General features: G+C 45.6%; 17 protein-coding genes and 1 riboswitch. Of the genes, 7 read left to right on the top strand and 10 right to left on the bottom strand.

Annotated elements, in window-relative coordinates:
* Positions 1–26 precede the first annotated feature (26 nt).
* A complete protein-coding gene (locus Q7C19_RS11450; protein WP_375092176.1) occupies positions 27–1,688 on the top strand; it encodes a glycerol-3-phosphate dehydrogenase/oxidase in 1,662 nt (553 codons plus the stop codon).
* 47 nt (positions 1,689–1,735) lie between these two features.
* Here the strand turns inward: Q7C19_RS11450 and bcaP are convergent, their stop codons facing one another.
* From bcaP to Q7C19_RS11420, 6 genes are all read right to left on the bottom strand, one after another.
* The gene (bcaP, locus tag Q7C19_RS11445; RefSeq protein ID WP_035411480.1) at positions 1,736–3,172 is read right to left on the bottom strand and encodes a branched-chain amino acid transporter BcaP; all 1,437 of its coding nucleotides are present in this window, start codon (positions 3,170–3,172) and stop codon (positions 1,736–1,738) included.
* Positions 3,173–3,397: 225 nt separating this feature from the next.
* On the bottom strand, positions 3,398–4,693 hold the full coding sequence (locus Q7C19_RS11440; protein WP_290774563.1) for a DUF2252 domain-containing protein: 1,296 nt from the start codon (positions 4,691–4,693) through the stop codon (positions 3,398–3,400).
* 68 nt (positions 4,694–4,761) lie between these two features.
* Complete coding sequence (gene msrA, locus Q7C19_RS11435) at positions 4,762–5,709, bottom strand: peptide-methionine (S)-S-oxide reductase MsrA (RefSeq protein ID WP_035411485.1); 948 nt, start codon at positions 5,707–5,709, stop codon at positions 4,762–4,764.
* A gap of 69 nt (positions 5,710–5,778) precedes the next feature.
* On the bottom strand, positions 5,779–5,961 hold the full coding sequence (locus tag Q7C19_RS11430) for a hypothetical protein (RefSeq protein WP_035411695.1): 183 nt from the start codon (positions 5,959–5,961) through the stop codon (positions 5,779–5,781).
* Positions 5,962–6,021: 60 nt separating this feature from the next.
* Positions 6,022–7,782, bottom strand: coding sequence for a solute:sodium symporter family transporter (locus Q7C19_RS11425; RefSeq protein WP_375092175.1), 1,761 nt, complete (start codon positions 7,780–7,782; stop codon positions 6,022–6,024).
* Positions 7,783–8,322: 540 nt separating this feature from the next.
* The gene (locus Q7C19_RS11420) at positions 8,323–9,804 is read right to left on the bottom strand and encodes an amino acid permease (RefSeq protein ID WP_375092174.1); all 1,482 of its coding nucleotides are present in this window, start codon (positions 9,802–9,804) and stop codon (positions 8,323–8,325) included.
* A gap of 131 nt (positions 9,805–9,935) precedes the next feature.
* Positions 9,936–10,124: riboswitch (Lysine riboswitch) on the bottom strand.
* A 165-nt stretch (positions 10,125–10,289) separates the two neighbouring features.
* Between Q7C19_RS11420 and Q7C19_RS11415 the strand changes: the two genes are divergently transcribed.
* Both Q7C19_RS11415 and Q7C19_RS11410 read left to right on the top strand, forming a co-directional pair.
* Positions 10,290–10,745, top strand: a complete 456-nt coding sequence (locus Q7C19_RS11415) for a MarR family winged helix-turn-helix transcriptional regulator (RefSeq protein ID WP_290748404.1) — start codon at positions 10,290–10,292, stop codon at positions 10,743–10,745.
* A 137-nt stretch (positions 10,746–10,882) separates the two neighbouring features.
* Positions 10,883–11,974 (top strand): diguanylate cyclase, encoded by a 1,092-nt coding sequence (locus tag Q7C19_RS11410; RefSeq protein ID WP_290748406.1) that lies wholly within the window; start codon positions 10,883–10,885, stop codon positions 11,972–11,974.
* 41 nt (positions 11,975–12,015) lie between these two features.
* Here Q7C19_RS11410 and Q7C19_RS11405 read toward each other — a convergent pair whose 3' ends face one another.
* Complete coding sequence (locus Q7C19_RS11405; RefSeq protein ID WP_290748409.1) at positions 12,016–12,621, bottom strand: TetR/AcrR family transcriptional regulator; 606 nt, start codon at positions 12,619–12,621, stop codon at positions 12,016–12,018.
* A 192-nt stretch (positions 12,622–12,813) separates the two neighbouring features.
* On the opposite strand from Q7C19_RS11405, the gene Q7C19_RS11400 reads away from it, so the two are divergent.
* The 4 genes from Q7C19_RS11400 to Q7C19_RS11385 all read left to right on the top strand — a co-directional run bounded on the left by Q7C19_RS11400 (position 12,814) and on the right by Q7C19_RS11385 (position 16,537).
* On the top strand, positions 12,814–13,470 hold the full coding sequence (locus Q7C19_RS11400) for an HlyD family secretion protein (RefSeq protein ID WP_056064483.1): 657 nt from the start codon (positions 12,814–12,816) through the stop codon (positions 13,468–13,470).
* A 12-nt stretch (positions 13,471–13,482) separates the two neighbouring features.
* Positions 13,483–15,174, top strand: coding sequence for a DHA2 family efflux MFS transporter permease subunit (locus tag Q7C19_RS11395; protein WP_290748413.1), 1,692 nt, complete (start codon positions 13,483–13,485; stop codon positions 15,172–15,174).
* A gap of 130 nt (positions 15,175–15,304) precedes the next feature.
* Positions 15,305–15,856: a hypothetical protein gene (locus Q7C19_RS11390; protein ID WP_035411503.1), complete on the top strand. Its 552-nt coding sequence runs from the start codon at positions 15,305–15,307 to the stop codon at positions 15,854–15,856.
* A gap of 123 nt (positions 15,857–15,979) precedes the next feature.
* Entirely contained in the window at positions 15,980–16,537 is a 558-nt protein-coding gene (locus Q7C19_RS11385) for a nitroreductase family protein (RefSeq protein WP_035411506.1), read from the top strand.
* A gap of 119 nt (positions 16,538–16,656) precedes the next feature.
* Here the strand turns inward: Q7C19_RS11385 and Q7C19_RS11380 are convergent, their stop codons facing one another.
* The 3 genes from Q7C19_RS11380 to Q7C19_RS11370 are packed head-to-tail and all read right to left on the bottom strand — an operon-like array spanning position 16,657 to position 19,626.
* Positions 16,657–17,859: a CDP-glycerol--glycerophosphate glycerophosphotransferase gene (locus tag Q7C19_RS11380; RefSeq protein ID WP_035411510.1), complete on the bottom strand. Its 1,203-nt coding sequence runs from the start codon at positions 17,857–17,859 to the stop codon at positions 16,657–16,659.
* A gap of 31 nt (positions 17,860–17,890) precedes the next feature.
* Positions 17,891–18,916, bottom strand: coding sequence for a ribitol-5-phosphate dehydrogenase (locus Q7C19_RS11375; RefSeq protein ID WP_290748420.1), 1,026 nt, complete (start codon positions 18,914–18,916; stop codon positions 17,891–17,893).
* Positions 18,913–19,626: an IspD/TarI family cytidylyltransferase gene (locus Q7C19_RS11370; protein WP_050677332.1), complete on the bottom strand. Its 714-nt coding sequence runs from the start codon at positions 19,624–19,626 to the stop codon at positions 18,913–18,915. Before Q7C19_RS11370 ends, Q7C19_RS11375 begins: the two co-directional genes overlap by 4 nt.
* Between the last annotated feature and the right edge of the window lie 161 nt (positions 19,627–19,787).

Here is a 19,787-nt window from a genome sequence, read left to right as displayed (position 1 = left end):
TTTCAGACGAACAGGGGGAAGACAAGATGTTTTCAAGTACGGAACGGACAGCATGGTTAGAAGAGATGGGACAAGAACTTCTAGACGTCCTCGTCATCGGGGGCGGTATCACGGGAGCTGGTATTCTGCTTGACGCACAAAGTCGCGGCATGCGGACAGGCTTGATTGAAATGCAGGACTTCGCCGAAGGGACATCGAGCCGATCGACGAAACTTGTCCATGGTGGATTGCGTTATCTGAAGCAATTCGAGATTAAACTCGTCGCCGAAGTCGGGAAAGAACGTGCCATCGTGTATGAGAACGCACCGCATGTGACGACACCGGAGTGGATGATGCTTCCACTTGTCGAAGGTGGTACATTCGGTAGCTTCTCGACCTCAATCGGCTTACGTGTCTATGATCAACTCGCTGGTGTCAAACGCCATGAACGTCGGACGATGCTTAGCAAAGAAGAAACATTACGTTACGAACCACTGTTACGCTCAGAGCATTTAGTCGGCGGTGGTCGGTATGTCGAATATAAAACGGATGACGCTCGACTGACGGTCGAAGTCTTAAAGGCAGCGGTCGGATACGGTGGGCGTGCCGTCAATTATACGAAAGCGGAATCGCTTGTCTACCACAATGGAAAAGTCGTTGGTGTCGAAGTCCGCGACGTCTTAAGTGGCAAAACGTATACGATTCGGGCGAAGAAGATCATTAATGCGACAGGTCCTTGGGTCGATGAACTGCGCGAAAAAGACGGTTCGAAGTCTGGAAAGTCATTACACCTGACAAAAGGGATTCATCTCGTCATCGATCAAGTACATTTCCCGTTGCAACAAGCCGTTTACTTCGATGTTCCAGACGGTCGGATGATCTTTGCGATTCCACGTGAAGGGAAAACGTATGTCGGAACAACGGATACGAACTATAAAGGAGATATTCTTGAGCCTGGTGTCACCGTCGAGGATCAGGATTACATCCTAGAGGCGACGAATCAAATGTTCAACGTCGAGTTACGACCTGAGCATGTCGAATCAACGTGGTCTGGACTACGTCCACTCATTCATGAAGATGGAAAAGATCCAAGTGAACTGTCCCGAAAAGACGAAATCTTCGTTTCGAAATCCGGTCTGATGTCAATCGCCGGTGGTAAGTTGACTGGGTACCGGAAGATGGCAGAACGAATCATCGATATGGTCGCTGAGCAATTCAAGACAGAAGAAAATCGAATTTATCTTGCTTCCCGTACGCACGATATCTTGCTTGGTGGTGGTCATCCACAAGGAAGTAAAGGATTCGCGCGTTACATGAAGGAACAACAACCAAAAGGCGAAGCACTTGGGTTGTCACCGAATGAGACGACATGGCTCATCCAGCGCTACGGTACGAATGTCGAACGTGTCTTCGAATTGATTCGGACACGCGGTGACGAAGCCGCTCGTTATCAATTACCGTTACACTGGTTCGGTGCCCTTCTGTATGGTCTAGAAGCAGAGCTCGTCATGCAACCCGGTGACTTCTTGAACCGTCGTGCTTCAGCCGTCTTCTTTGATTTCCCACATGCTGAACAATACGCAGACGGTGTTCTTGCCCTGATGCGTAGCGAACTCGGCTGGTCGGCAGAAGATGAAGCGAAAGCCAATGAAAGTATTCGTCGTGAATTTGATGCGGTTCGCGTCAAAGGTCCTGTTCCACTTTCCTAACACAAGAAGACCCGATCGCCTGAAGGCGACTGGGTCTTTTGATGTGTTTACTCTTCTTCTTTTGAAGCAGCAAGTTCCGCTGCCGGCATGTTTCCTGGGTGTAGATTTGAACGCTTACGCGCAAACGTAAAGTAAAGCACTAAACCGATTGCAAGCCAGATTCCGAAAGCAATCCATGTCTCGAGTTTCAAGTTGAACATCAAGAAGAGACATGCAGCGATTGCTGCGATTGGCACATATGGCATACCCGGACATTTGAATGCACGTGGGAGATCCGGCTGTGTTTTACGAAGAATCAAGACAGCGACAGAGATTAAGACGAATGCTGCGAGTGTACCCATGTTGACGAGGTTCGCGATGACATCGAGTGGAACGAATCCAGCGACGAGTGAACTACCAAGTCCGATCATCCAAGTCGCCTTGAATGGTGTTTGGTATTTCGGATGCACTTCGGAGAATACTTTAGGGAACATCCCGTCACGCGAGATCGCAAACGCGAGACGCACCATTCCGTATGTCATGACGAGAATAACCGTTGTGATCCCGAGAATCGCACCGAGATCGATGAAACCAGCGACCCAGTTTTGACCTGCCATTTGAATCGCAAGTGAGACCGGGTGATCGATACCAGCGAATTGTTTGTAAGGGACAATCCCTGTCATGATGGCTGCGACGATGACGTAAAGAATTGTACAGACAGCAAGTGAACCGATGATACCACGTGGTAAGTTCTTTTGTGGATCACGGACTTCTTCCGCTGCTGATGTAACAGCATCAAAACCGATGTACGCGAAGAAGACGATCGCAGCACCCGAGAAGACGCCTCCCCAACCAAATGGAGTGAATGGTGTCCAGTTTGATGGTTCAACGTAGCCAACACCGACGACGATGAACAACACGACGACTGCTAATTTGATGACGACCATGATGTTGTTGACACGTTTCGTTTCCTTGATTCCCATCGACAACAATGCCGTAATGGCAAAGAGGATCAGGAAGGCTGGAAGGTTGAAGTATGTCTTGGCTCCTTCTACTGCTCCTGGAGCTGCTGAGAGAGCTGTTGGCACATGGATATTAAATCCTGCGAGTAAAGACTGGAAGTAACCTGACCAACCGGCTGCTACGGCACTGGAGGCGAGTCCATATTCGAGAATCAAGTTCCAACCGATGATCCAAGCGAAGATCTCTCCCATCGTTGCATACGTATACGTATAGACGGATCCACTGACCGGAATCGTTGATGCAAATTCAGCGTAAGCAAGAGCAGCTAGACCACAGGCGATGGCAGATAGAATGAATGATACGATAAGTCCTGGTCCTGCAGTCAACGCTCCTGTTCCCGTCAAAACGAAGATTCCGGTACCGATGATGGCGCCAATTCCTAAAAACGTTAAATCCATCGCGCCAAGATTTCGAGCAAGTCCACTGTTGCGTTTACTTGCAGCAATCATAGCGGAAACATCTTTTTTCCGCGTCAAACTCATGATGTACTTCCCCCTATATCCTTTGTGATTTGTCTTACGAAGCGAGTCGTTCGTAAGAACTTAATCAAAAATTTACGAAGTTTTCAGATAAATTGATATAGGTCATTATACCTATTTGTTTTTTGCGTGACGCTTTCATCTGTTAAAGAGTAAAAATCACTTCAAAAATATCGGCATGTAACATCTGTTACATACCGATATTTTTCTCCTTTTTCAGTCCAGGTTTTAAGTCGTTTTCCACGTCTTCGTCCATTCTAAAAACACTTGGTAATCCAGCTTTGTTCGCATGACATAAGCTTCTGACCAACGCTCGATCTGCTCCAAAAAAGCGGTATCGGAAACACCGATAGCTCGAATGATTTCAACATCCGCATGATGGGTTAATATTTTTTCTTGAATTCCCGCATCTTGATCTGCCCGCGCATGGATTTTCGCGGTAATTTGACCTTGAATACATAACACGTTCTCAAGATCTTCCTGACTTTTTATATGCTTCGCCTTTAGTTTTTTCTTGTACGGTGAGCGCTCGCGTACATAATATTCCTTTTTTTCAATCGTCAGATAACCAAGATATGGATCTTCATGTGCCTGCATCGCCTTTTGCGACGTGATGACCCGTCTCCCTTGATGAACGGTTTCTGCTTCTGGACGATAAACGGGCAGGAATAACGAAGGGACAGACGTTTGCGCTTGTTTCATCTCAAGAATCAAATCTTCTTCTCCCCCTTCGCCCTCAATCAAGATGTAATAGCGCTCGAGACCAATGGATGCTGTCCCGCTGTCTAGCTTACGAACGATATCCTTGATCGTATAGAACGATTCCTCACGGCGATCCTCGGTGTCGATTGTCTCGATGTAGGAAGGCCAGGCAGACTCAATTGCTGCTCGTGTCGCATCATCTACTACTTCCATATCCGGGAGTGTACAAAATCGTCTCACGCCATCTACCAGTTCCGTTCGCTCCCCCATTAATTCTTCACGTTTTTTTTCTGCTTTTTTGATTAACTTCTTGATTGGTCCTTTTGTATTATCCCGTGTAAAACAAACATCACTTGGATCTTTTCCAAGTGCATACTTTTTTAAATCATGTAAGTATTCAAGAACATAATTACGAATTGCAGGGACTGAATCATATCCTGCCTCTTCAGCGAATAATCGCACAGAGACTGCCATGCGAATCAAATCGTATAAATACGATCCTAAGTATCCTTCATCAAAGTCGTTGACGTCGTAGATGATTTCTCCTTTTGCATTGCCATGGACACCGAAGTTCTCAAAGTGAAGATCACCTTGGATCCAAGTTGGCTTATCACGAGGTGTGTCAAAACCAAGCGGAATCCGGGTCACATCGTAATAAAAAAGATGCGAACTCCCCCGAAAAAAACGAAATGGACTCAAACTCATCTTGTCGTACTTTTCCTGACGTGCTTTCTCATCGAGCTGACGGATTTCATGATCATAGAAATCAAGTACCTTTGCAATCGTCATCTGTCGAATCTCTTCATACACGGACTGAAACATCTGATCCTCTCCTTTCCATTTGAAAAAAAGAGCAGTCAAAACGAAATCGTTTGACTGCTCCCTACATGTTACTCGAAATGTTTTTTATATTCCCCGTATCCTGCCGAATCAAGCTCTTCTACCGGAATAAATCGTAACGCTGCTGAGTTGATACAATAGCGTAGACCACCAAGCTCTGTCGGACCATCATCGAAAATGTGACCAAGATGACTATCTGCATTCGCAGAACGTACTTCCGTCCGCGTCATCCCATGACTCGTGTCGAGTTCGACTTCCATCTTGTCTTCTGAGATCGGTTTAGCGAAGCTCGGCCAACCACAGTTTGACTGGAATTTATCTTTTGATGTGAAGAGTGGTGTACCATCGACGATATCGACATAAAGACCTGGACGTTCTTCATCCCAGTATTCGTTACGAAAAGCGGGTTCTGTCCCGTTTTCTTGTGTGACTTTATACTGAATCGGTGTCAGACGCTCTTTCAATTCTTTTTCCTTACCATGATCCTTCCACGCTTCCTTAATGAATTTCGCACGACCGGAGCCGACGCTATACATCTGGTAGCGGAATGGGTTCTTTTTATAATAATCTTGGTGATATTCTTCTGCTGGCCAAAACGGCTTTTCCGGACGAATTTCTACCGCGACCGGACGCGAGAAACGTCCTGATGCGTCAAGCTCTGCTTTCGAACGTTCAGCTGCTTCACGCTGCGCTTCATCGACATAAAAAATAGCCGGCTGATATGATTCACCACGGTCATTGAATTGACCACCGCCATCTGTCGGGTCGATTTGACGCCAGAAGATATCGAGTAATTCTTCATACGTAATGACGGACGGATCGTACGTGACTTCAACCGCCTCCAAGTGACCTGTCGTTTCCGAACAGACCTCTTTATAAGTCGGGTTCTCTGTATGACCACCGGTATATCCTGAAATGACCTGCTCTACCCCATCATATTTATGGAATGGCTTGACCATGCACCAGAAACAACCACCTGCAAATATTGCTTTTGCCATCTATCTTCCCCTCCTCTGTATGTCTCTATTTTACCGCGTTCAGAGAATGGACTCGACTTTCCTGCTCATTCAATCCTCTGGATTCGTTTTTAGGCGACGCATGACGAAGTAAATTGCCGCGAAGACAAGAAGAAGTCCTCCAAGCGAGTACCAGATGTTATTCAAACGATAAATCATTTGGTACAAGGCAAGCGTCACAAGCAATAATGCGATCGGTAAGAAGGCACGCTTAAAGTGGTACCAGTAATTCACGAAGATCGCCTCCTGTTTTTCTTTCATCTTACCCGATATGTCATACCTTCTGCGAGAGGATTATTCAGCTTGACGATACTCTTCTTCGAGATAGGTCCGGTACTTCGCTTCCCAAGCATTTAGCGACACACGCCATAATATGATCGTTGCAATAGCAAGCCCCAACGTAACCGGCCAAAACCAAGTTGATACGATGCCTACTGTCGAAGCTAGTCCGATCTTTGAGAACAAAACGTACGTCCAAACGATAGATGTACATAATAGGATTGAGACTGGAATCGCGAATTTCCATGGAATGAGCTCGACAGAGTGTAGTCGATTGACCTTTTTTGACTGGACTGCTGGATAACGATACCCCATGAATACCATGAACAATACTTCAATCACGAGTAGAATACCGTACCCATGAATATAGCTAATGCCATGATCCCAACCGAACAGTTGTTTGAAACCGAAGACGAATAAGTAATATGCGAACACGTGAAAGATGATGACGATTTTCGCTGCAATCGCCGGGATTCGTTTCATGAAAATCCCCATTAATACGATAACAAGAATCGGAATGTTGAAAAATCCTGTGAATTGTCGGATTAAACTCCATAAGCCGTCCGGTGCATACATTAAGAACGGCGCAATGATGAAAGAAATCAAGGCAACGATCGTTCCAAACCATTTACTAACGCGAATCAGATGTTCATCACTTGCCTCTTTCGCAAACACTGGCTGATAGACATCCAGTACGAAAAGTGTTGCAATACTGTTTAAAAGCGAGTTAAACGAACTGAAGACGGCTCCGAGTAAGACAGCTAAGAAAAATCCCATCATCGAGACTGGCAGCAATTCTGTAATCAGTCGAGGATATGATAAATCACCGCTCGTCAGTGTATTTCCATACAAGTGATAAGCAATGATTCCAGGAATCAGCATGAAGACTGGAACTAACAACTTCAAAAATCCTGTCATTAAGACTCCTTTTTGACCTTCTTTTAAATCCTTTGCGCCGAGCACACGCTGAATGACATATTGATTTAGTGACCAATAGAATAAATTTGCGAATAAGATTCCCGTAAATATCGAGAAGAACGGAACGGCATCGGTTGAGCTTCCGATTGCGTTCAGCTTCTCCGGTTGCACAGTTGCAATCGTCTTCACCCCTTGAAGGAGATTCCCGTCACCAAGCGCAATAAAGCCAAGTACTGGAACTAAGAATCCAACGAAGACGAGTCCGATCCCATTCAACGTATCGGAGACAGCCACCGCACGTAGTCCTCCAAAAATCGCATAAATCGCTCCGATGATCCCGACGACCCAAACGACTAACCAGAGGGACTGCGTATAGCTGAGGCCGAACAACTCAGGGACATCGAACAACTGCAAGACAGCAATCCCACCTGAGTACAGCATTGAAGGGATCGTGACACACATATATCCGAGTAAAAAGAGTAAAACTGTCATCCGACGAACCGTCTCATCATAACGGTGACTTAAGTATTCCGGTAACGTCGAGATACCAAGTCCAAGAAACTTCGGAAGTAGATAGATGGCCATGATGATCGCAGCAAAGCCCGCTGTGACTTCCCATGCCATACTTGACATGTTCCCCATAAAGGATTGCCCATTGAGCCCAATCAACTGCTCTGCTGATAAATTGGTCAGCAGTAACGAGCCGGCAATGAACACGCCACTTAGCCCTCGACCTGCTAAGAAGTACTCATCAACACCTTGTGTTTTCCCGCGCGTCAACCGGTACGATATGTAAGCAACGAGCAACATGAAAAATGCTGCAGAACCTAATGTAAAAAATAATTCAGATGTAGTCATGTATCTCCCTCCCTCTCTTTTTCAAAATTCCTATTCTCAAATATGTATTCATTGATTCCTTTTTTATACTTTTTCAAAACTATATTTTAGAAAACGTTTTCTTTTTTAGGAACAAAAAACCACCTTCATTTATAGAAGGTGGTTCCGATTGCAGAAAATGGACTGACTCAAAAATGACTCGTCTTCTCGCCCTTTCCTCAGGCGAGACACAAGCCAGTTTTCCCGCTTCATTCAAGCAGGAAAACTGGTCTTGTTTGTCTCTGACAGCGCAAAATTGTGCTTTTTCCTGTAGGAGTGGCGTGTAACGTGTCATTCTTCTTTATACCCGGAAGGAGAATCAAAGAAGCGTTTTGTTCACTCGACATCGCTTCCTAGGAAAAAACAAGCAAGAGCGACCCTGCAGCGAAGCGACGCGATGCTTGTCCCAGGAAAACGATTCGAAACGAACAAAAAAGCGCAATCTTTCTCATCAGACTCATCAGAGAAAAATTGCACTTTGTCTTCAATCTCAATCACCTTCATTAGAAGGTGGTTCACACATTATGATTGACGTGGATGTTCCGGGAAGTCCATCTCGTCATAACGAACGATTGACGTCCGGTTTTTGAATTTATGTCCTAACCAGAAGGCAAGGAATAATGGAATACCAACATACGTTGCGGCAATTCCGACCCAATCAATTTGATCCGCGAGGAATGCGGCATAGTTTTGACCAACGATGACAAGGAAACAAAGACCGAATGCAAACAGCGGACCGAACGGGAACGCTGGTGCAACGTAAGGTAAATCTTTCAACGAATGACCTTGTGCAAGGAATCCTTTACGGAAACGATAGTGACTGATCGCAATTCCGAGCCATGCGATGAATCCTGTCATACCTGAAGCATTGAGTAACCACAGGTAGACTTGTCCACCAAACATCGATGTTAAGAAACAGAGCGCACCGATTGCTCCTGTTGCAAGCAAGGCGTTACGCGGTACCCCATTTTTCGACACTTTTGCAAAGAACTTTGGTGCATCTCCTTGACGAGCAAGTGTATACAGCATCCGTGTGGAAGCATACATACCTGAGTTACCGGCAGATAGAACAGATGTCAAGATGACGGCGTTCATGAGTGCTGCCGAGAACGCAAGACCTGCTTTTTCAAAGACGAGCGTAAACGGACTAACGGCAATGTCCGTGATGTCATTGGAAACCAAGTTCGGGCTCGTATACGGAATGAGCATCCCGATGACGAAAATCGCAAGGATGTAGAAGAGTAAAATGCGCCAGAAGACTTGTTTGACTGCTTTTGGAACGTTTTTTTTCGGATTTTCCGATTCACCTGCGGCAATTCCGACTAGTTCTGTTCCTTGGAAACTGAATCCAGCAACGAGGATGATTCCGATGACGGCAGGAATACCACCGACGAACGGCGCATCCCCGAGGGCAAAGTTTTTAAAGCCAACTGGTGGCTCCGATGTAAAGACACCGAAAATCATCGCAACACCGACGACTAAGAAGACGATGACAGTGACGACTTTAATCATGGCGAACCAATACTCCGCTTCCCCAAAACCTTTAACGGAGAAGTAGTTCAAGCCGATCATGAGTAAAAGGAATAAGGCACTGAAGTAAAATCCAGGAACGTCCGGGAACCAATACGTCATAACGATTTGTGCTGCAACGAGCTCAACTGCGATCGTGACTGCCCAGTTGTACCAGTAGTTCCAGCCGAGGGCAAAGCCGAATGAGGGATCGACGAATTTTGTCCCGTATGTCGAGAAGGATCCGGCGACAGGCATATACGCCGCCATTTCGCCAAGACTTGTCATTAAGAAGTAGACCATCAGACCAACGATTGCATACGATAGGAGTGCACCACCTGGTCCTGCTGCTGCAACGGAAGCACCGGACGCGATGAAAAGTCCTGTTCCGATTGCCCCACCGATGGCGATCATCGACATATGACGGGCTTGTAATCCACGTTTTAATCCTTCGGCTGTCGAATCTGTTGTTTGTTTCACATCTAGTTTGTTCATTTCGTTCGCTTCTCTCTGTTTAGATTTTTTGAGAGGACACTTTTTGAATGAAAAAACAAAAAGCGCCCTCATCTTCCAGATGGAAGATGAGAACGCAACATAATAAAATGAATGCGCCTCATTCTACCGTCGTGAAAGATAGCTCTCCACAAGTAAGTGATACCCGACTTGTGACAGTATTAGACCTATTCGATCTAATCCCAATCGATCATCTTCAAAGCGATGATTGATTTCGGCAATTCTTCCTTTCAGGTCACTTCATTTGTCGCTTGACGACATCCGTAACCGTACTCTTAAGAACTGCAACCTCCATCCCACTGGTTGAGTGAGAACTGAATTAAATTAGTTATTACTACGCCATATTACACAAACCGCCACGAAATTGTCAATTGCCTTTTTTGAATCTGGGGTAGTAGATGGTAAAAATCCGATATGTTTAGTACACTAAATGATAGAAGTCCACTGAGAGAAAGGATGCTGCTTGCATGCCACAGGAACGTGATTTGCTGACTTACCGACTCGAGGAACAAATGCGTGTCATTCTTCGTACCCTGCGACGTGAACTTAATCGACTATTTGAAGGAACAGCAACCCGAAGCGAATTTTTCATCTTACGGAGTCTTTCAGAAAACGGTCCCCAGCGTCCGACACTTCTTGCGGAACAATTTGAGCTGGCGACGAGTCAAGTCACTGCTTTAACGGATAAGCTCTATAAACAAGGATATGTCACACGGACGCGTTCGACGGAAGATCGTCGCTCGATTGTCCTCGCTTTGACGGATGACGGAGAGCGTGCTTTTCGGGAACTCGAGGTCGTCCGAAGAAACTATTTACAAGATCGCTTCGGAACTTTAACAGAAGAAGAACTGGAAACGATGATTCGCGTCTTCGATAAGATTTTACTGACGATGGATGAGGATACGCTCACTTCGTCTTCATAAAAAACGGTAGATTTTCTACCGTTTTTTATGTTTTATCTAAACATTTACCTCTGTCTAACCGTTACCTAGATGAGTATACTGGAGTATATATATGGAAATCTGTTAGCTGGGGGAGTTGGGAGGATTTGTTGTCCATCATGAATCAATTCATCATTAACTTTTGTCTACTGTTCACGACGATTACTCTCTTATTCTTGCCATTTCGGAATCGACCACGTATTTCGCTGAATTCCAGCTGGAGTACACGCCTCATATTGGGAAGTGTCTGTGGTCTGATTGCAGTTTTGTTGATATTCAATGGCATTCAGATTGATGTCGCCCGTGTGGATTTACGAATCATCCCAGTCGCGATCGCTATGCTATTCGGTGGTTTCCCGAGCGCCATCGTCGCCGGTATAATGATCATCGGGACACGTTACTTTTTGACACCCGTCGATCAAATGGAGGGTTTTTATCTGTCCACACTGATTATCGTCTTAATCATTACGACGATCGGAATCGTACGTCGATTCGTTCATGTCTCGACACGCCATTTTCAATTATTGGTGTCAATTGGTGTTCTCTATTCGTTACCTGCCATCTATATCCTGACAAACAGCTGGTCGACATTCTTTAAAATTTCAATCGCTTATATCTTCTTTAATCTATTGGCTGGCTTTGTTGCTTTTCGACTGCTGACGGAATTACGCCGTCACTTCGAAAACATTCAGTATCAACAAAAACTAGCGATGACGGATGCTTTGACTGGACTTGCCAATCGGCGCCGTCTCGATGATTCACTGTCACTTGTCGGTTCAACGGATCAAGGGTATTCACTTGTCTTGATTGATATCGACTTCTTCAAGCACGTCAATGATACATATGGTCATGACGCCGGGGATGATGTCCTACGTCAACTCGGCATGACACTCGCTTCCTTAACACGACCGGATGACCTCGTCGGACGGTACGGTGGTGAAGAGTTTTTGATCATTTTACCAAGCACTACAGCTAAAGAAGCTCAAAAAATCGCAGAGTTGGCTCGGATGACGGTCGCACGCAACCTGTTCCCGACGGCAGACGTACCTGATCTGCAAATCACGATTTCGCTTGGGATTGCACATTCTAGTGGTTCCCATACGTCTCTTGAAGCATTACAACAAGCAGATAAAGCGTTGTATTACTCAAAAGAAAGCGGACGAAACCGAAGTACGATTTATACGAAGGAACTTGCCTTCCGACAAGCTTGAATACGAGACACTTCCTAGCGGGAGTGTCTTTTTCTATGACCTTATTCCGTTTCTTTCGGAAAACCGATGCTTTCAACCGTTCCAAAGACGATCATCCGGCTCAATTGCTCCGCCATATATGCGGATGAATATGGTCGACCGTTTCGCAACCAGGAAATCAATAATCCTAACTGTCCACCAATGACATAGTTCAGTAACAAGTCCCGATCGACGAAAGTCGCATCTTCTGCGACTTGAGATCGAAAGACGAGGCGATAATTTTCTTTCAACGTATCAAGAAAACGTGAGATGAACGTTTTGATAGGACCTTGAACGAGCATCGTCTGGTAAAACAATTCGTTTTCTTCAATGTGAATGAACAAACGAGCAAAATAACGACTGACCTGTTCGACTGTCGGAAATACAGTGCCTGTACCTGTAATCCGAATCGCTTGTTCGAGCGCCATCATCTGTTCCTCAACGATTTGGTCAAGCAAATCATATTTATCTGTGTAGTGCGCATAAAAGGTCGAGCGGTTCACACCCGCCCCATCCGTCAGCATCTTGACGGTGATGCTCGAAAAGCTATTTGTCTTCAGTAAACGAAACAATTCCATCGTAATACGGTCACGTGACCGTTTTGGTCGTGGATCACGGCTCTCTTTCATGTGCATTTCACTCCTTTTCCATCATCTTTTTAAAAATGAATCCGTTATCATTTATTTTTCCAACATTTTGTCGGAAATTGTTGGTTGTTTGTTATCTAACTATCCATATAATTAACTATATTAATTACTCCTCCCCCCAGAGGAGTACTTTTTTTGAATCGATTGTACACAAGAAAGGATGCTAACACACCCATGAGTATGAAAAAATTATTAATCATTAATATCGTTACACTCATCGTTTTGATCGGTGGTGGGGTCGTCGGATACTACTATTACGATCAAGCAACAAGCTATGTCAAAACAGACAATGCGAAAATCGATGGCAAAATGATAACGATTGCTAGCCCAAGCGCTGGTAAATTAACGGACTGGTCTGCTAAAACAGGCGAATCGCTCGACAGCGGTGCAACACTTGGTCACATCATGACTGCGCAAGCTGGACAAAAACCAACAGATCTTTCTGTTTCGATGCCTGCGAAGGCAACGATCGTTCAGTCGATGGCGACAAAGAACGGCTTCGTCGCAGCCGGTACACCACTTGCCTATGGTTTTGACTTAAACGACCTTTGGGTCACAGCGAACATCGAAGAAACAGAAATCGATGAAATCAAAGTCGGACAAACCGTTGACGTGTATGTCGACAGCTATCCTGACACGACACTTTCTGGTGAAGTGGAACAGATCGGAATGACGACAGCTTCGACGTTCTCGATGATGCCTTCTTCAAACGGAAATGCGAACTACACGAAAGTCGCACAAGTCATTCCAGTTAAAGTATCACTCTCGCAAGAAAAATCACTCGACATTCGACCTGGTATGAATGTGACCGTCCGCATTCATAAGGATTAAGGAGGGACGTTCATGTCTACTACCTTCTTGTTCGGATATAGTGCGTTCACGATTCTGATCATCATCGGCGTCAACTGGATCGCCCGCCGGAATCGTCAATCCGACATCGCACTGGCCACTGACGGACCGACACTTGAGGAGTCCCTCGAGACGGAACCGACGATGACCGTGACACCACCAGTCGCAGCACCTTCAAAACAAGTATCGACTGAAAACGTCAGTATTCCGAAAGTACTGACGGTCTTACTGATTGGTATGTTCATTGCTATTTTGAACCAAACGTTGATTAATGTCGCGTTACCGGTTCTAATCAATGACTTCAACGTGTCGACGTCCACTGCCCAGTGGTTGACGACAGGTTTCATGCTCGTCAACGGGATCTTGATTCCGATCAGTGCTTTTTTAATGCGCAGTTATACGTTCCGCCAGTTGTTCCTCGCTTCGATGACACTCTTTTTCTTTGGATCAATCATCTGTTCGATGGCGATGAACTTCCCGGTCATGATGATCGGGCGTGTCGTTCAGGCGGCAGGTGCTGGTATCTTAATGCCACTAGGATCAAATGTCTTCATGACATTGTTCCCACCGCATAAGCGTGGCGCTGCCATGGGAATGCTCGGAATCGCGATGATTCTCGCTCCAGCAGTCGGACCAACGATCACGGGATATGTCATCCAAAACTATGATTGGCACGTCATGTTTTATGCGATGTCGTTCTTTGGATTAGTGACATTGCTACTTGGTACGGCTTGGTTCCGACTGACACAGCCACTCTCGAAACCTTCTTTTGATGCACTTGGTGTCTTATTCAGTACGATTGGGTTTGGCAGTCTCCTTTATGGATTTAGTGAAGCCGGGAATGACGGCTGGGATAGTCCGATCGTCATCAGCTCGATCGTCATCGGTTTAATCGGAATCGCTGCTTTTGCAATGCGTGAGCTGTCGATGGAAGATCCGATGTTAAACATTCGCGTCTTGAAGGTTCCGGAATTTTCATTTACCCTCTTCATCAATGTCATCGTCACGATGGCGTTGTTCGGTGGGATGTTGCTTTTACCGATTTACCTTCAAAGCATTCGTGGTTTTTCACCGGTCGATTCAGGTCTTCTCCTTTTGCCCGGATCACTAATCATGGGAATCACCGGACCGATTGCCGGTCGTTTATTTGACCGCTTCGGTATTCGACCGCTCGCTATCTTCGGTTTGACGTTGATGACGTACGGGACATGGGAATTGACGCAATTAAACATGGATACGTCGTATTATTCCATCATGGGCATCTACATGCTTCGGTCATTCGGTATGGCATTCATCATGATGCCGATCATGACTGCCGGTATGAACGCTTTACCGATGAAGATGATCCCGCACGGAAACGCAACCCAAAACACACTTCGTCAAGTCGCCGGCTCCATCGGAACGGCAATTCTCGTCACCGTCATGACCCGTCAAACGACGGCTCACTTGGCAGACGATGCGAATCAGTTCACGACGCTCGACCCGACGCTTTCGCAACATTTAAACGATCTTGGACAACAGCTGGGTAGCTCACAAGCTGCTTCAACGAGTTGGTTTACGATGCTGACAAAACAAGCAACGATCCAAGGGATCACTGACGCGTTCTGGATTGCGACCGTTTTATCTGCGCTCGCATTGATTCTGTCCTTCTTCTTGCACGGAAAAAAAGAACCAAATCTGGATTGATTCATGAAGGACCAGTTGATGTCATATCAGCTGGTCTTTTGCTATACTTCGTGAAAAGTTCTTCTTTGCACTTCTCTCTTAAAATCGATACACTAGGGACAATGAGTTTCATATCTAAAGGAGATGCTTTATGGTTGCCTTTCTGCAATTTTATGCGTTTATCTTTGCTTGTTGTTTTGCTTGGCAAGTCGGTCGACCATCGCCTTGGTCGCAAAAGATTTTTCGCGCCTTTTTAACAAGTGTCAACGGGCTCTTCGTCTTTGCACGTGCCTCGATTTCAATCTTTTTGTTAGTTGGACCACTATTACTCGTCACATATCTTGTTTTTCCACGATTAATCACTTTTGAAAATGGTTTAGCGATGGTGATCAGTGTGCTCGTCATCGGTCTGGTCGATCGTCTCGTCAGTCTCGTCGTCCTACCACTCATGCGTTCCTTTTTCCTAAAACGTCAACGCGTCATGCCACAATCGGTGGAAATGGTGCTCTATACGATGGCAATGGCTGTCTTGCTCTTCATTCAGCTTCATGCTGTTCCTGGCGTTCAGATTCATGTAGCATTAACGCTTTTCCTGGGATTTACGATTTATTTCGCCCATTATTTATTTGCGTTGTACCGGATTCGTCTCATGAAAAAGAAACTAACGACTGTTGCTCAAGAAGAGGAACGAAAAGCCTCTTAATACAAATTCAACGAAAGATGATTTCTTCTTAGGAATCGTCTTTTTGTTTTCTGACAAATAACATTGACAATGATAATCGTTATCATCTATAGTGAAAAAGTACTCAGTGAGGAGATGAAACGGATGCATGTCCAACAAGTGATTGAAACACGCCGGTCCATCCGGTCTTATACGGAACAACCAGTTCCAGTCGAATTAGTAGAGGCATTACTCGAAACGGCGATGTATGCCCCGAATCATAAATTACGAGAACCTTGGCGTTTTGTTCTCGCAATCGAAGAGGGACAAACTCGGTACGTCGATGCTTTGATGGAGTTACTGACAGCGCGTGGTCAATTCGAGACGAAAACATCTGAACAACGTCAACAGGCTGAACAAAAATTACGGGAAGTCCCGGTTTACTTAACAGTACTTTGTCAGGTACAAGGGACACCGGATCAACAGCTAGAGGATACACTCGCAACAGCTGCCATGATTCAAAATCTACAGTTGGTGGCGACAGAGCGCGGCCTTGGTTGCTGCTGGAAGAGCGGAAAACATTGGTTTACACCAGAATATGCTTCAATCGTTCACGCTTCAGAAAATGAACGGGTTCTCGGCGTCATTCAAATCGGCTGGCCAGCCCTCGTTCCACCTGTCAAACCGAGAACGTCCCTGAAGGACAAGTTGACGCACTTTTAAGAGGTGCGCATTCTGCGAGCTACCCCTGCTCGCGCCAATCAAGCCCCAATTCAAAATAAAAACGTTCCGATGACGTCTCTCTCCCCAAATGGAGACGCAATCGGAACGTTTTTTTGTGTTCATACCGGCGTTTTCGTATAGACAGGTGCTTCCGGAATCGTGTCATATAACAAATGATCGACAATTCGTTTGGTTGCTTCCCCGTCCTGATACGTAAAGAACTGATTCGCGAACGTCTCGATCTTCTGCGTATCGAATTGCCCGCGTTTAATCCAAGCGATGACGTCTTCGAACGTCGAGACAATCGGTCCCGGTACGAAGGATTCATACGGGAAATAGAAATCGCGTTCTGCTTTGTACGACTGCAAATCGTTAACAAGGAAAATCATTGGCTTCTGCAACAAGGCAAACTCGAAGATGACAGATGAATAATCCGTGATCAGAATATCCGCAATCTGCATCAGATCATTGATATCCGGATAGTCTGTCATGTTAATGATTTGATCCGAATACGCGTCCGGTACGATTGGTGGATTAAGAACAAACGGATGCATGCGAAGCAAGAGGACTGTATCCGGTCCAAGCTCACGACGAAACTTCTCAAAATCGAGCTCTTGATCGTAATGTGCCGTTGTTTGTCCATTTCCTCGGAACGTCGGCGCGAGTAAGATGATTCGTTTCTTGCGCCATTCTGGATATCGGTCATACAACTTTTCTCGCACACGGGCTTGGCGTGCTGTGTTCAGTAGTTGATCCGTCCGTGGAACCCCTAATGGGTAGATCCGTTCCTGCGTCATTCCGAAAGCATCCGCATATGGTGCGATACATGCTTCACCGGAAACATAGACCTTGCTATAGTTCCGGTGAATCTGGACCATCTTCAAATAATCATCATCCGGCGAATAGGATTTATCAAGCACACTATAGCCGAACTTTTTAAAGGCTCCACAAGCATGCCACAGCTGAATGACTTCTGTTCCTTTCCGTAAGGACGAGACATATACAGGATAATAATAATCATCGATGATGAAATAACGGGCAGTCGCTAATTCATACGTCGCTCGCATCATGTGGAAGACGTATTGAATTTGTCCCACCAACGATTGAGGAAATCGTTTCAACAAAAAAACGTATTCATATCCTAAATCGCGTCGCTCTAGTTCATCGTAGACGGCACGAAAGTTATCGACGAGACGATCGGAACGATAGGTCGCAAAAACGACTTTCTTTGATTGGATCGGCAGTCGCTTCGTCAACCAATATGTCATAGCAAGCAAATAGTGGACCGTCCGTCGTTGCAATAACCGAATTTTTTGTTTCATAGACGATTCTCCTCTTTTTCAGCGCATATCATCACATGCACCATTCCATGACCGTCTTTCCGAAGCGATTCGTTAAATCGTTTTCAAACGCTTTATGAATATCTTCGATTTGTCGGATTTGGAATACGCCCGAAACCAGATTCGATAGATAGGCTGGAATGTCCGGATGAGTTTGATACAATTCCATCGTCCGTGCGAAATCAGCCGGTGTACTTCGACTTGATCCGTAGACACGCAGTCCTTTTTCAAGAATCATCCGCGTGTTGATCGCGACGGCATCTTCTGACACACCGAGCAAAGCCATCGTGCCTTCTGGAATAATGTAATCGATCATCTGATTGATCGCATATTGGCTACCGATTCCACCGACGCATTCAAAACCGTGGTTGAAGGAGACATCAGCTGGAATCTGGTCGATGTGATATGTCTCGTCCGCAAACGAGAAGTAGTCGAGCTTCGACTGGGTTTTACCGAAGACGAATAGTTTTGCTTCCGGATATAATTTACGCAACAAAAGTGCCGTGATGAAACCAAGATTTCCATCTCCCCAGACACCGAACGTCTCACGGCGCGGGTGCGCAATCTTTTCAAAGCGAGTCAAGGCATGGACCGATACACTGACAAGTTCAGTGAATGCCGCGACCTCAGGATCAAGATCGACCGGTACCTCAACAAGGCGATCCGCTTTCAAGAACACATAGTCTTGCATATAGCCGTCATATCCACTCGAACGAAAACGACTCGTGCGCAGATAGTTTTCACCGATGATATCATCATCTTCCGTCGGTGTATTCGGTACCATCGCGACGAGTGTTCCCTTCTTGAATGTACCGCTTGGATCATGGACGACTTTTCCGATTCCCTCATGAATCATCGCCATCGGTAATTTTTTCGCCAATACTTCCGCACTACGACTACCTGTGAAATAGCGTTGATCGGCGTGACAAATCGATAAATATGTTGGACGTACGACGACACGATCGGTATTCAAAGACCGCTCATCATACGTCACTTCGATCTGACGCGGGGCGACGAGTTGATAGACTTGATTAATCATTGATGAATCCGCTCCTTCAAGATAGCATTTGCGATCCGTAGGTCATATGGTGTCGTCACTTTAATGTTGAACAGTTCTCCTGTGACGAGCGCCACATCTTCTCCTTTCAGAAGAAGAATCTTACACGCATCCGTCAAAATCGCCCGTTCTTCCGTTGAAAGCGACTCATAATGCGATTTTAACTTCGTGATTTGGAAGCTTTGTGGCGTTTGTCCTTGGTACATTTGATCCCGTACTGGAATATCCGTGATCGTTTTGCCGTTCGTTGACGCGACGATCGTATCAATTGCAGAAATGACCGTATCACATGAACCGAATTCTTGCGCCGCTTCAATGTTTTCCTTGATGATGCGGTGCGTCAGGAACGGACGGACGGCGTCGTGTGTGACGATGATGTCTTCTTCAGATAGACCGTTTTTCTCTTCAATCCAGTTCACCGCTGCCATGATTGATTCATTTCGATCTTGTCCACCCGGTGTAATGACAAGACGGTCATCTTTTCCGATGTATTTTTCCAAAATATCGCGTGTATAGTTAATCCAAGCAGTCGGTGTGACGATGATGATGCGGTCAAAATCTTCATGTAACAAAAATTTTTCTACTGTATGGACGATGATCGGACGTTCTCCGATCGATAAGAATTGTTTCGGGCGATCGACATTCCCCATTCGTGTTCCTTTTCCTCCAGCTAAAATGGCTGCATAAATCATCTTCTGACGCAGTGTCTCGTTACCTATTCCGCACGAGACGACCTGCTTCCCTCCCTTATGAAATAATCGTATGTCGGTTTTCTCTCCCTATCGTTCAGGGTATCTGTAATGATCCAGTCTGTATTAAACTGTTATTTTACAAAAACACAAAAAAATAAAGA

Source organism: Exiguobacterium sp. PHA03 (assembly GCF_041945985.1).
Classification (GTDB): Bacteria; Bacillota; Bacilli; order Exiguobacteriales; family Exiguobacteriaceae; genus Exiguobacterium_A.
The sequence above is the reverse complement of the archived record's forward strand: the minus strand, read 5'-3'. Positions and strand labels throughout refer to the sequence as shown.

Coding starts and splice junctions, on each gene's coding strand:
- Q7C19_RS11450 (WP_375092176.1), top strand. CDS start 27: ATGTTTTCAAGTACGGAACGGACAGCATGGTTAGAAGAGATGGGACAA.
- bcaP (WP_035411480.1), bottom strand. CDS start 3,172: ATGAGTTTGACGCGGAAAAAAGATGTTTCCGCTATGATTGCTGCAAGT.
- Q7C19_RS11440 (WP_290774563.1), bottom strand. CDS start 4,693: ATGTTTCAGTCCGTGTATGAAGAGATTCGACAGATGACGATTGCAAAG.
- msrA (WP_035411485.1), bottom strand. CDS start 5,709: ATGGCAAAAGCAATATTTGCAGGTGGTTGTTTCTGGTGCATGGTCAAG.
- Q7C19_RS11425 (WP_375092175.1), bottom strand. CDS start 7,782: ATGACTACATCTGAATTATTTTTTACATTAGGTTCTGCAGCATTTTTC.
- Q7C19_RS11420 (WP_375092174.1), bottom strand. CDS start 9,804: ATGAACAAACTAGATGTGAAACAAACAACAGATTCGACAGCCGAAGGA.
- Q7C19_RS11415 (WP_290748404.1), top strand. CDS start 10,290: ATGCCACAGGAACGTGATTTGCTGACTTACCGACTCGAGGAACAAATG.
- Q7C19_RS11410 (WP_290748406.1), top strand. CDS start 10,883: ATGAATCAATTCATCATTAACTTTTGTCTACTGTTCACGACGATTACT.
- Q7C19_RS11405 (WP_290748409.1), bottom strand. CDS start 12,621: ATGAAAGAGAGCCGTGATCCACGACCAAAACGGTCACGTGACCGTATT.
- Q7C19_RS11400 (WP_056064483.1), top strand. CDS start 12,814: ATGAGTATGAAAAAATTATTAATCATTAATATCGTTACACTCATCGTT.
- Q7C19_RS11395 (WP_290748413.1), top strand. CDS start 13,483: ATGTCTACTACCTTCTTGTTCGGATATAGTGCGTTCACGATTCTGATC.
- Q7C19_RS11390 (WP_035411503.1), top strand. CDS start 15,305: ATGGTTGCCTTTCTGCAATTTTATGCGTTTATCTTTGCTTGTTGTTTT.
- Q7C19_RS11385 (WP_035411506.1), top strand. CDS start 15,980: ATGCATGTCCAACAAGTGATTGAAACACGCCGGTCCATCCGGTCTTAT.
- Q7C19_RS11380 (WP_035411510.1), bottom strand. CDS start 17,859: ATGAAACAAAAAATTCGGTTATTGCAACGACGGACGGTCCACTATTTG.
- Q7C19_RS11375 (WP_290748420.1), bottom strand. CDS start 18,916: ATGATTAATCAAGTCTATCAACTCGTCGCCCCGCGTCAGATCGAAGTG.
- Q7C19_RS11370 (WP_050677332.1), bottom strand. CDS start 19,626: ATGATTTATGCAGCCATTTTAGCTGGAGGAAAAGGAACACGAATGGGG.